This window comes from Acinetobacter sp. YH12135, assembly GCF_013418565.1.
GTDB classification, from domain to species: domain Bacteria; phylum Pseudomonadota; class Gammaproteobacteria; order Pseudomonadales; family Moraxellaceae; genus Acinetobacter; species Acinetobacter towneri.
Genome location: NZ_VPBU01000014.1, coordinates 13223 through 24597 on the forward strand (window position 1 = coordinate 13223; position 11375 = coordinate 24597).

Consider the following 11375-nt stretch of genomic DNA (forward strand, 5'->3'; position numbering starts at 1 on the left):
TCCAGCTTGGGGAAAGGTGTACCTATACACAGTTATGGGTACACCATCATTCAGAGATAAAGCATCGCAAAGATGAACTTAACTTTTGGGTTAGGGGCATTCAGGATGGTTACAATTAAGTTGAAGTGCCTTTTGGTGCTGAAAACGTAAGAAGCCTTAGCTATGAAAGAAATATTAAAAAATTTAGTCGAAACAATGACGCTTCCTGAAGATAGTTATCTTGAGCAAGATGCGGAAATTCTTGAAATTTTTGTCGAAGAAATTGAAGAAATCTTCGAAGAATTAAATCCATTATTTACTACTTGGTTTGCGAACCCAACAGATCAAGAAACTTTAGTGACTATTCGTCGTCACTTTCACACTTTAAAAGGCTCGGGTCGCATGGTGGGTGCGAAGTCTGCGGGCGAATTGGCATGGACGGTTGAAGATACTTTAAACCGTGTGCTTTCGGGTGCGGTAACACTCAATACTGATATTCAAAAATACGCAAAAACTGTTTTAAATATTTATCAATACAAGCTTTATCCAATTTTTAAACAAGTCGGTTTAATTGATCTTGATTTACGCCCATTAGTGCTTTTAGGACAACAATTACAGCAAAACCAAAGTCCTGAACCTGCATTGGAAGAGTTGCTGATTTTAGCGGATCAACTGACTGCCACTGATATGCCGACAGGACTAGAATTGGCGGATGCTGCAGTTGAAACAGCAGTAGTCACAGCAGTTGAATCATCTGAAGATGTAATAACTGCTGAAGAAATGCCGCAGACAGAAGTTGCACAAGAAGAGGCTGCTGATGCGAGCCTATTGGCTGAAACTCTGGCTATTTTTGTGGAAGAAGCTGAAGAGCATTTAGCAACAATTGATCAGTTCTTGGCGCAAGATCAGATTCACTCACAAGACTATAATGGCTTAATTCGTGCTTTACATACACTGCGCGGCAGTTCGTCTATGGCGCAAATTGATCAAGTTTTTCAAGCCAGTTCTAAAGTTGAAAACTTGTTTAAAACATTTGTGCAAGATGAAATTGAATCCACCTCTAAAGAAACTGCGCTGTTGGTGCAATATGCAGAATTTGTCCGTGATTATCTGCATGTACTTCGTCAAGGTCACTGTGATGGTTTAGATGTAATCTATGCAACTTTTAATAAAGCATGGGATAGCTACGGCTTTAGCACCAGCGATACAGAAGACTCTAATCCTCAAGGTTTAGTATCGAAGCTAATCGAACTGAATATTGATCGTTTACTTGATGCCGAATTTGAATTTGATAAATTGGCGCAAGCGCAATTCCCAAGCTATTTAGAAGAACTCAGTGCACAAGCACAATTATTGGTAGAGCATACCGATAACCGTGCGTCTGTGGGTATCCATCAATTTACTGAAGAACTTAAAGCCGCTTACGACAGTGTTTTAGCCAAGCCAATCTTGCTTAACTCTGAATATGGTTATGAGTTATTTGCACAGGCGCACCAAGAGTTTATTCATTTATTCGATACCTTGGCTGCGGGACAGCGTGTTACGGTTACAGAAGACATTCAGAAAACCTTAAATGACTTAACTGCATTTGTGCAGCAAGACATTGATGCAATTGCACTTGAAGATGCTGAAACATCAGTGAGCGACAATGCTGTAGAAACAACAGTTGTTGCAGAACCTGAAGCGGTGCCTGCTGCAGTTGCTAGCGAAAATTCGGGCACAGTGAATTTGGCGCAATTGTCACAACGTATTGCATCAGATCAACAAAACATGCATGCCGATGATGCCAACAAAGACTTCGATCCTGACTTGCTGGATATCTTCTTGGAAGAAGCAGAAGAGCTTTTGGTGGGTATGGATGAAGATGTCAATACTTGGTCAAAAGACGCCAGCGATACTTCGGCGTTAAATAACTTAATGCGTTATTTGCACACTTTAAAAGGTGGTGCAAATATGATTTCTGCGACGCATATTGGTTTAATTGCACACAACCTTGAGTCGATTTACGAGCGTATCATTAACAACCAAATTGTTGTTTCACCTGCGTTAATTCAAATTATTCGTTTGGTGCAAGATGATATTGCAGACCGTATTCAGACCATTCGTGATGAGCGTGTGGACTATGCTGCGCCAGAGTCGATTGCAATTTTAGGCAACATTGTTAGCTTGGCACAAGGCGATGCAGATGTGTCAGTTGCAAGTGCGACAACCGCAGCGCAGCCTGAACAGACTATTGAGGCAGTAGAAGAGGTTGATGCACAGCCTGAGTTGGCGGTAAAAGCGTTGCAAGATACAACTGCAGATTTAGCTGAAGATGACGCAGTTATTGCTGATGATGCACATCTTGAAGACACCGCTGCTGCGGCATTTGAACCGATCACAGAAACTGCAAGTCTTGAAGCAAGTGCTGAATCTGAAGATGAGCAATTACATTCAATTGTGGTTGAGACTTTCAGAGAAGAAGCGGAAGAAATTTTGGATGCTGCAGATCAGCGCTTGAAACAATGGTTTGAGCAGCGTAGTGACCGAAGTATCTTGCTTCAATTACAACGTGCGGCGCACAGCTTAAAAGGCGGTGCACGTATGGCTGAAATTGAGTCTGTTGCGCAAATCGCCTATCAACTTGAAAGTGCCTTTGAACAGTTTGCTGTGCATCAATTTAACTCAAATGTTTATGATGCCTTGTTGCAAACCACGTTAGCGTGGTTACGTGATGCAATTTTCAAAGCAGATTACAGCAATTATGACAGCTTAAAATCTAGCTTGTCGGCAATGCAGTTTGTGGATGTATCTGCACAATTGCCTGAGCGTTTAACGCATACCGACTTGTTATCGCCAAGCCGTAGTTATGAGTTTGTTCAGGGTGATGGTACAGAGCCGCCTGCAATGTCGGGTGAGTGGGGCGAAACCACACAGCTGGATAATAGCAATGAGATGATTCGTATCTCGGCCGATTTAGTCGAGAAGATGATTGACTTGTCAGGCGAGAACTCGATTAACCGTTCACGTATTGAAATGGAGCTTGGGCAACTAGGCGGTACGTTGAATGAGATGGAATTGGCGATTAAACGTCTTGCCGATCAGTTACGCCGAATGGAAGGCGAGCTGGAATCGCAAATTATTGCCAAGCATGGTTCTGAAAACTCACGTTATGCAGACTTTGACCCATTAGAGATGGACCAATATTCATCGTTGAATCAGTTGTCTAAATCTCTGGCGGAATCTGCATCGGACTTGGTGGACTTTAAGAGCACCTTGGCTGAAAAAATTCGTGATGCCGAAGGTTTGTTATTACAACAATCACGTATTCAGGCTGAAATTCAAGAAAGCTTGATGCGTACACGCCTTGTACCATTCTCACGTTTATTGCCACGTTTACAACGTATTGTGCGTCAGACTTCATCGACCTTAAACCGTCCGACAGAACTGGTGGTTTATAACACTGAAGGTGAATTAGACCGTACCATTCTAGAGCGTTTGGTGACACCGTTTGAACACATGCTGCGCAACGCGGTCGACCATGGGATTGAAGACCCTGCACAACGTGCTGCAGCCAATAAACCTGAAGTTGGTAAAATTGAACTGAACATTACCCGTCAAGGCACAGATGTTGTGGTGACTTTTGTGGATGATGGTAAGGGTATTGATGATGCCAAGATTAAAGAAAAAGCATTGAGCTTAGGTTTAATCAAAGCCGATCAGAATTTAGATAAAAACGAAATTCTGCAATACATTTTCCACCCAGGCTTTACAACAGCACAATCGGTTACACAAATTTCAGGTCGTGGCGTTGGTTTAGACGTGGTGCAAAGTGAGATTAAGGCGCTCGGCGGTCACGTTTCTGTAGATTCAACATTAGGTCAAGGCACAACCTTTAGTATTCGTGTACCAACGACGGTTGCGGTATCCGATGCCTTAATGGTTAAAGTTGGTGATCAACAATTTGCTGTACCGTTGGCGCAAATTGACCGTATTGTACGTATTGCACCAACCACTTTGGAATCTTACTTCAACAGCAATGAAGATTTCTTCCAAATTGACAACCAGAACTACAAGTTACGTTACTTATCTGAGTTCGTTGGCAATCAGCCATTACCGCGTTTAAGCCATGTGGGTCATTCACTACCTGTTCTGTTAATTAAAGGCAGCACAGGTCAAACCATTGCTTTACTAGTCGATCAGTTGATTGGTTCGCGTGGTCAAATTGTTGTGAAACCAATTGGACAACAGTTCTCAAGCATTGGTGCAATTGCAGGCGCAACTATTTTGGGTGATGGTCAAGTTTGTTTGATTTTGGATGGTCAGAACATTGCCCGTCAAATTCTTGCAACGCAACGTACCAAACAAGCCAGCGATCAACGTGATAGCCAACGTCGTGATACGCGCCGCTTAATTATGATCGTGGATGACTCAGTCACCGTACGTAAAGTAACTTCACGTCTGCTTGAGCGTCAAGGTTATGATATCGTGACTGCTAAAGATGGTGTCGATGCCATGGAGCAGCTTGAAAACGTCAAACCTGACTTGATGTTACTGGATATTGAAATGCCACGTATGGATGGTTTTGAGGTGACTAACCTTGTGCGCCACCACGACATGCATAGCAATCTGCCGATCATCATGATTACGTCACGTACAGGTGAAAAACACCGCGAACGAGCGTTTAGCTTAGGTGTGACGCATTACATGGGGAAACCGTTCCAAGAGGCAGAATTGCTTGCCAATATTGAACAATTATTAGCAGTCAGTCAGGGGTAAACGATGAGTCAGACGAATAGTCCAAATTTACTCGGGCAAATCAGTCAGCAAGAGCTGCAACATTTAATTACCGTATCTACCGGTTTTATTGATGCTTATATTGTTGAATGTCATGGTAAACAACCAATGCTGATACCTCAAAATATTGTGTTGTCAGCGCTGGATAACGCCACTCAAGTTAAAACTGTGGAATGGCACGAATCGCAATTGCCTGTTTATGCGGTCAATGACCCAGAGAAAAAAATGGGCGTGGCACTGGTTATTGAAGGCGATGAAATGGAGCAGCGTTTTGCTTTGATGTGCAATGAAATGCCTAAAACCCTGCGCTTGCGTATTTCTGAAGTGGTAGATGATGACCAGCAAACCACGACTGATCCTGCGGTATTCCAATATGTCCGTATGGGTGAGCAGGTCTTTCATGTACCAAATTTACAATACATTCAAGAAAACTTGACGGCTTAAACGCAATTTTTCTCCGTTGTAAAATAGAAAAGGAACTCAAAATGGAGTTCCTTTTCTGCTTCATGCAACTAATCTTATAGGGTTTAAGTCAATAACCCTTCCAAAATCTGTTCATAAATTTCTGCCAATGGCTCTAAATCAGCCACATCAACATGCTCGTTAATTTGGTGAATGGTGGCATTGAGTACGCCTAACTCCAACACTTGCGCACCTGTTGGCGCAATAAAGCGACCATCAGATGTACCGCCACTGGTCGATAATTCTGTTTCAACACCTGTGACATTGCGAATGGCTTGACGTGCAGCATTAACCAATTCACCTACAGGGGTTAAAAATGGCAAACCTGAAAGCGTCCACTCGATTTCATAATCCACTTGATGGCGATCTAAAATTTCCAAGACGCGAGCTTTTAGTTCGTCTGCAGTCACTTCAGTCGAATAACGGAAGTTAAAGGTCACCGTCATATTGCCAGGGACAACATTGGTCGCGCCTGTTCCTGCTTGAATATTTGAAATTTGAAATGAGGTGGCAGGGAAGTATTCATTGCCATGATCCCACACCGTTTCACAAAGTTCCGAAATCGCTTTAGACGCGGTATGAATCGGGTTAATTGCCAAGTGTGGATAAGCCACATGACCTTGTTTACCCTTTACCGTTAAGACACCATTAAGCGAACCGCGACGCCCATTTTTAATAATATCGCCTAATTTATGGGTACTTGAAGGTTCACCCACCAAACACCAAGTCATTTTTTCATGACGTGCTTCCAACGTTTCTACAACTTTTACGGTGCCGTTAATGGATGGGCCTTCTTCATCTGAGGTGATTAAAAAGGCAATTGAGCCTTTGTGGTCAGGATGTTTGGCGACAAAGCGTTCAGAGGCAACGACCATGGCTGCCAATGCTGTTTTCATGTCAGCACTGCCACGACCATAAAGTTTGCCATCACGAATTTCAGGTACAAATGGATCGGTATTCCATGCGTCTAAATTGCCTGTCGGTACAACATCTGTATGACCTGCAAAGCAAAAGACAGGTGCTTCTGTACCTTTACGCGCCCAGAGGTTATCTACATCGTCAAAACGCATAGATTCAATCTTAAATCCAATTTTTTCTAAGCGTTCTGCCATGAGGTTTTGACAGTTGTGATCGACAGGAGTGACAGACGGTTGGCGTAAAAGCTGAAGGCTTAAATCCAGAGTAGCAGAAGAGGTCATGAGAGTTTCAGACGTTTATCAAGAGTAAGTGCTAATAATAGGGGAATAATGCAACAAAAGTGAAATTTTAGCGTGAAAAAAACCTTGTCCGAGAACAAGGTTTTTTGTGGTTTTTGTGAAGATATTCGTGAAATACTCAGAATTATTTGCGAATTTCTTGTTGGGTTTTTTCAGCAGTGTTACTCACCGCATGACCTGCAGAAGATACGTCTTCGCCCACGCCTTTAATTGTATTACAACCCGTTAAAACAAAGGTTAATAGCAGTGAAGTCACTAGAATTTTTTTCATGATCATCTCCAATATGCTCTAGATAGATTATTTTGATGTGTTTTTTAGCTTAGGAAATAAACAGAATAATAAATAGGCAACTTTTATGGTGCTTACGTAATAAAATGTTGAAACAGTTATTCAGCGTGTTAAAGGGGGATAGCTAATCAGCGGTGCAGCGCGATACATATAAAATTGTGAATGTGCCGCCCGATAATACAAGCCATCTCCCCACCATTGATTCGGTAGGCTACTGGCTTGAGCATTTTGACAAATCCATTCATGACGTTGTAGGCGATAAAACCGTTCTGCTTGGGCAGGAATATCACTCCCCCAAAGACCTAAACGACGAGCGCGATTAACCCAGTGTGGCGTAAGTGTTGTAGATGATTGTGCCAAGTGATGTATGGCGAAATACAATTGTCCTTTGAGTACAGCAAAACGGCGTTGAATTGGCACATCCAAGGCTTGCTTAAATTGAAATTGCTTTTGACTAAAATGATTCAGTTTACGCGCCAAAGTATCGGAGCGGTTTAAACCATACCAGTGTGCCAAAGAGCAATCCGCTTCGGCTAAATAGTATTTTAATGCGACTTCCCAATGTTCAACCTGCTGTGTGTCATGGTTGTGCAGTAAAAAATCCAGTTCACCCACAGTTTTAGCGCCATCAATAATTTGAATACTGTGTCCCAATAATTCGAAGGGATGATAATCACGATCACGCAGCCAAAACCACATCAGCATTTCAAAGCGTAAGCCTAAACGGGTGCTTTTCAGTTGATTTAAAAAGTCGTACACTGCTTCTGGATGTGAATCTAAATAGGCTAAACGTGATTGATAAGCGTGATAATGCTGCTGCCAAAAAGTATCTGAATGGAATTCAAAAGCATGTTGAATGGGCAATTGCTCAGGCACAGCACATAAAATATTCGGACTTGCCACACTAAAAGCCAACTGACGGATGAGTGGGGTTTTGTAGGTCAGCCATACTTCGGGCAGAAGTTCGGGTTGATACAACTCAATCATTATGAATCCATGCTGAAAAATGCAGAATTACAACGGAAAATTAAAAAACGCTTTATACTACCGCAATTCGTAGTTTAGGACAGTGGTATGCAAAGCTTGTTATGGCGAAGTTTAGTGGTGATCTTTGTCATCCTCGGCTTTATTGGTGCATTGTTGCCGGGTATGCCTACTACTGTTTTCTTGATTTTAGCAGCTTGGGCATCGTCACGCGGTTGGCCGCAAATGGACAACTGGTTACTGAATCATCCTAAATATGGCAGTACACTCAGAGATTGGCGTGCCAATGGTACTGTACCGCGTAAAGCCAAATGGTTTGCAACGATCATGATGAGTATTAGTGCCGTGATCATGCTGTTTACAACTGCGCCCGTTGCGGTCAAAATTTTTACCAATACCACCATGTTGGTGGTGTGTATTTGGTTGTGGTTACGTCCTGAGCCACAGCCGCCCACGCAAGAAGAAGAATAGGGTAGCGCAATGTCTTTTTTATACACACAAGCAGATATTTTGATTGATTTAGCCGAGCAAACTTTATATTTGCCGAAGCATCAGAAACTCTACGTCATCTCGAGTGGTGTGAATGGCATTGGTGAAACTGAAAATAGTGGTAAAACACCACGTGGCTGGCATGAAGTCGCTTTAAAGTTTGGTGAAAATGAACCTGAAAATGCAGTGTTCATTGCACGTCAACCGACAGGGGAAATTTACAATTTAGATTTAGCTGAACAATTTCCTGAACGAGACTGGATTTTAAGCCGCATTTTATGGCTCAGTGGTTTGCAAGAAGGTTTTAATCAAGGCATCGGCTGCGATACTTTTCAGCGCTATATCTATATACATGGCACACCAGATACAGAGCCGATGGGAATTCCTGCATCGCATGGCTGTATTCGGATGCGTAACCACGATATTTTAGAATTGTATGAACTGATTCCAGAAAAAGCCTTGGTTTATATTTCTGAACACAAGCTAGATTTAAATAGCTTAGGTTTGCTTGGTTGATGGTGCGAGTCAATTGAATAAAGTTGTATCTATCACAACATAAAAAACCAACATATTGAGCAGATAGATTGCAGAGCTAACAAGTTGAAAAGCACATTAATTTTGCTTGAAAACTAAAATAACTTGCAGAATTTGTTTGTTTTTATAGCGGATCACCTATTTTTTAATCACTCAGTCACAAAAAACTGAAAACAAGCCGAAAAGCGTTTGACAGGCGGTAAAGATTCTCTATAATGCACCTCACAAACGATAAAGACGTTAAGGGCGCTTAGCTCAGTTGGTAGAGCGTCTGCCTTACAAGCAGAATGTCGGCGGTTCGATCCCGTCAGCGCCCACCAAGCCTTTACGTTATAGATTCTTACGTGCAGCGGTAGTTCAGTTGGTTAGAATACCGGCCTGTCACGCCGGGGGTCGCGGGTTCGAGCCCCGTCCGCTGCGCCACTTAAGATTCTTTAACCATTGTTTGTACCACAATAGTGACTTTGTGTAAGTGCAGCGGTAGTTCAGTTGGTTAGAATACCGGCCTGTCACGCCGGGGGTCGCGGGTTCGAGCCCCGTCCGCTGCGCCATTTACATAAATTGCTTTTGAGGGCGCTTAGCTCAGTTGGTAGAGCGTCTGCCTTACAAGCAGAATGTCGGCGGTTCGATCCCGTCAGCGCCCACCAGATTCTTTTGCGATGCAGCGGTAGTTCAGTTGGTTAGAATACCGGCCTGTCACGCCGGGGGTCGCGGGTTCGAGCCCCGTCCGCTGCGCCATTCAAAAGAAAAGTTTAGGTTGCCTGATAGACTTAAACTGAAATAATGCAAAGTTTGACAGTTTTGCAAAATCAGAACAAAATATTGTTTTGATCTTATCAGGGCGCTTAGCTCAGTTGGTAGAGCGTCTGCCTTACAAGCAGAATGTCGGCGGTTCGATCCCGTCAGCGCCCACCATATTTTAGTATCTATGCTTGTCATATATACAAAAAAGACCTTAATTGCTTAACGCAATTACCGTTGCAGCGGTAGTTCAGTTGGTTAGAATACCGGCCTGTCACGCCGGGGGTCGCGGGTTCGAGCCCCGTCCGCTGCGCCATTTTTCATTCCCTGATGTGAAAAATGTATTTCAAAGTTCAAGACGACGTGCTTCGCTTGTCTTGCATCATAAAAAATAACGATGTTATTTTTTAATATTCAGGGCGCTTAGCTCAGTTGGTAGAGCGTCTGCCTTACAAGCAGAATGTCGGCGGTTCGATCCCGTCAGCGCCCACCATATCCTTTCATCCTCCTTTATCTTATATTTCTTGCGTATTGCACTAAATTCGCCTAGAATTTTTATTTAATAATAATACTAATATCCGTGACTTATGCGAAATCCTTATCAACGTAAAGCTGCATCTAAGCAAGCAACGCAAACTTATAATGCACAAGATATTTACAAGCAATTTATTGAAACCATTGTGTCTCAGGGGCATGTTTTTGCATTGTATGAAGATGGCTGGGCGCTCTGTGCCACGCCTACAGGGCAACGTGCTTTTGCAATGTGGCAAAATAAAAGTCTGGCAAAACTGTTAATTAAAGACAATTGGGCCAATTATCAAGTCGAAGAAATTTCACTGAAAGATTTTATTGAAAAAGTGATTCCATTTTTACGTCAGGAAGCCACCAATATTTCGATGAATCTAAGCCCAGAAGGGCAGAATGTATTGGTTGCCCCTGAAAAGTTATTGCTTGATCTAAAAAATTATTTGTATCAGGTGTATATGCAAAAACCTGAATTTTTTAAAGATATGCAAATTCCTTTACCACGCTCGATACGTTTGAATTAAGCGATCTGCTTGCTAGATTTTATTTTTAATACTCATTCAGCAGCCAACCACTGATATAAGCAAAATACTCGCGTAACCATGCGTTATAGCGGGTATAGAGTGGTGTCGTTGCACTGAGCATGCTGAACTGTGTGTATCCTTGTCGTTTGGCAATGGCTGCTGCACGTGGTGTGTGAAAGTCGCTGGTGACAATTATAATCGGTTGGGTTTTATCTGTGCCTAATGTATGCAGCAAGGGCTGACTGTTTTTCAAATTAAGTGCCGTACTGGTGCTTTGGGTTTCCAAGATAATGTGTGATGCTGCAATTGCATAACGTTGTTGCAAATAATTAGACATCACCTGTGCTTCAGTGAGTTGTTCCGCAAATGCAGGGCCACCACTAACAATGAAATAACTTTGAGGATGCTCCAAGGCATACGCGGCTGCAGTATCCAGTCGTTTGGCGAGCGTGGGCGATGGTTGTCCATTTTCAATGCCACTGCCGAGTACAATCACCACTTTAGCATTGTTGGTTACAGTATTTTGCTGCTGTGTACTGAAATGAATATAAGTAAAAAAGATCAGCAGGCTGATGCACCACAGCCAAAATACGCCCCAACCGAATTTCCACAGCCAATCTAAGCGTGTATGTTGTTTTAAGTAGCTTTGAATCCAAGTATAGAAAATGGCATAACACAGCAGCATCATGCCTATTAAAACAGGTAAAACGGTGCCGAAATGAATTTTCTTTAAGCTGATGAGATAGGCACCATCCAATACTAAAATTAATCCAATTAGGCTACTCAATATTCTTTTAAATAGACTAAATTGTGTTTGTACGTGACTTGCTTGCATGCCTTGCATAATTTTATTGT

General features: G+C 42.5%; 9 protein-coding genes and 8 tRNA genes. 13 read left to right on the plus strand and 4 right to left on the minus strand.

Going from position 1 to position 11375, the window contains the following annotated elements; genetic code table 11:
- Positions 1-162 precede the first annotated feature (162 nt).
- Both FTU70_RS09190 and FTU70_RS09195 read left to right on the plus strand, forming a co-directional pair.
- The gene (locus FTU70_RS09190; protein WP_180060493.1) at positions 163-4737 is read left to right on the plus strand and encodes an Hpt domain-containing protein; all 4575 of its coding nucleotides are present in this window, start codon (positions 163-165) and stop codon (positions 4735-4737) included.
- Positions 4738-4740: 3 nt separating this feature from the next.
- The gene (locus FTU70_RS09195) at positions 4741-5199 is read left to right on the plus strand and encodes a hypothetical protein (RefSeq protein WP_167846162.1); all 459 of its coding nucleotides are present in this window, start codon (positions 4741-4743) and stop codon (positions 5197-5199) included.
- A gap of 83 nt (positions 5200-5282) precedes the next feature.
- Here the strand turns inward: FTU70_RS09195 and dapE are convergent, their stop codons facing one another.
- The 3 genes from dapE to FTU70_RS09210 form a co-directional block, all read right to left on the minus strand.
- A complete protein-coding gene (dapE, locus tag FTU70_RS09200) occupies positions 5283-6416 on the minus strand; it encodes a succinyl-diaminopimelate desuccinylase (RefSeq protein WP_179988577.1) in 1134 nt (377 codons plus the stop codon).
- Between the two features lie 142 nt (positions 6417-6558).
- Positions 6559-6705 (minus strand): entericidin A/B family lipoprotein, encoded by a 147-nt coding sequence (locus FTU70_RS09205; RefSeq protein WP_004968261.1) that lies wholly within the window; start codon positions 6703-6705, stop codon positions 6559-6561.
- Positions 6706-6825: 120 nt separating this feature from the next.
- On the minus strand, positions 6826-7710 hold the full coding sequence (locus FTU70_RS09210; protein ID WP_180060494.1) for a DUF1853 family protein: 885 nt from the start codon (positions 7708-7710) through the stop codon (positions 6826-6828).
- Between the two features lie 87 nt (positions 7711-7797).
- On the opposite strand from FTU70_RS09210, the gene FTU70_RS09215 reads away from it, so the two are divergent.
- The 11 genes from FTU70_RS09215 (at position 7798) to FTU70_RS09265 (ending at position 10520) form a co-directional block, all read left to right on the plus strand.
- Positions 7798-8178, plus strand: a complete 381-nt coding sequence (locus FTU70_RS09215; protein ID WP_104852333.1) for a YbaN family protein — start codon at positions 7798-7800, stop codon at positions 8176-8178.
- A gap of 9 nt (positions 8179-8187) precedes the next feature.
- On the plus strand, positions 8188-8712 hold the full coding sequence (gene elsL, locus FTU70_RS09220; RefSeq protein WP_004968267.1) for a cell wall-recycling L,D-carboxypeptidase ElsL: 525 nt from the start codon (positions 8188-8190) through the stop codon (positions 8710-8712).
- Between the two features lie 262 nt (positions 8713-8974).
- A tRNA-Val gene (locus FTU70_RS09225) sits at positions 8975-9050 on the plus strand.
- 26 nt (positions 9051-9076) lie between these two features.
- A tRNA-Asp gene (locus FTU70_RS09230) sits at positions 9077-9153 on the plus strand.
- A gap of 51 nt (positions 9154-9204) precedes the next feature.
- A tRNA-Asp gene (locus tag FTU70_RS09235) sits at positions 9205-9281 on the plus strand.
- Between the two features lie 20 nt (positions 9282-9301).
- Positions 9302-9377 (plus strand) — tRNA-Val (locus tag FTU70_RS09240).
- Between the two features lie 14 nt (positions 9378-9391).
- A tRNA-Asp gene (locus FTU70_RS09245) sits at positions 9392-9468 on the plus strand.
- Positions 9469-9569: 101 nt separating this feature from the next.
- Positions 9570-9645, plus strand: a tRNA-Val gene (locus FTU70_RS09250).
- Positions 9646-9710: 65 nt separating this feature from the next.
- Positions 9711-9787 (plus strand) — tRNA-Asp (locus tag FTU70_RS09255).
- 101 nt (positions 9788-9888) lie between these two features.
- Positions 9889-9964, plus strand: a tRNA-Val gene (locus tag FTU70_RS09260).
- Positions 9965-10058: 94 nt separating this feature from the next.
- The gene (locus FTU70_RS09265; protein ID WP_004977378.1) at positions 10059-10520 is read left to right on the plus strand and encodes a DUF2750 domain-containing protein; all 462 of its coding nucleotides are present in this window, start codon (positions 10059-10061) and stop codon (positions 10518-10520) included.
- A 25-nt stretch (positions 10521-10545) separates the two neighbouring features.
- Here the strand turns inward: FTU70_RS09265 and FTU70_RS09270 are convergent, their stop codons facing one another.
- Positions 10546-11364, minus strand: a complete 819-nt coding sequence (locus tag FTU70_RS09270) for a YdcF family protein (protein WP_131261500.1) — start codon at positions 11362-11364, stop codon at positions 10546-10548.
- Positions 11365-11375: the final 11 nt, after the last annotated feature.

Excerpts from the sequence above, each read along its gene's own strand:
- FTU70_RS09205 (WP_004968261.1), bottom strand. The coding sequence starts at position 6,705 with ATGAAAAAAATTCTAGTGACTTCACTGCTATTAACCTTTGTTTTAACG.
- FTU70_RS09190 (WP_180060493.1), top strand. The coding sequence starts at position 163 with ATGAAAGAAATATTAAAAAATTTAGTCGAAACAATGACGCTTCCTGAA.
- FTU70_RS09210 (WP_180060494.1), bottom strand. The coding sequence starts at position 7,710 with ATGATTGAGTTGTATCAACCCGAACTTCTGCCCGAAGTATGGCTGACC.
- FTU70_RS09215 (WP_104852333.1), top strand. The coding sequence starts at position 7,798 with ATGCAAAGCTTGTTATGGCGAAGTTTAGTGGTGATCTTTGTCATCCTC.
- dapE (WP_179988577.1), bottom strand. The coding sequence starts at position 6,416 with ATGACCTCTTCTGCTACTCTGGATTTAAGCCTTCAGCTTTTACGCCAA.
- elsL (WP_004968267.1), top strand. The coding sequence starts at position 8,188 with ATGTCTTTTTTATACACACAAGCAGATATTTTGATTGATTTAGCCGAG.
- FTU70_RS09270 (WP_131261500.1), bottom strand. The coding sequence starts at position 11,364 with ATGCAAGGCATGCAAGCAAGTCACGTACAAACACAATTTAGTCTATTT.
- FTU70_RS09265 (WP_004977378.1), top strand. The coding sequence starts at position 10,059 with ATGCGAAATCCTTATCAACGTAAAGCTGCATCTAAGCAAGCAACGCAA.
- FTU70_RS09195 (WP_167846162.1), top strand. The coding sequence starts at position 4,741 with ATGAGTCAGACGAATAGTCCAAATTTACTCGGGCAAATCAGTCAGCAA.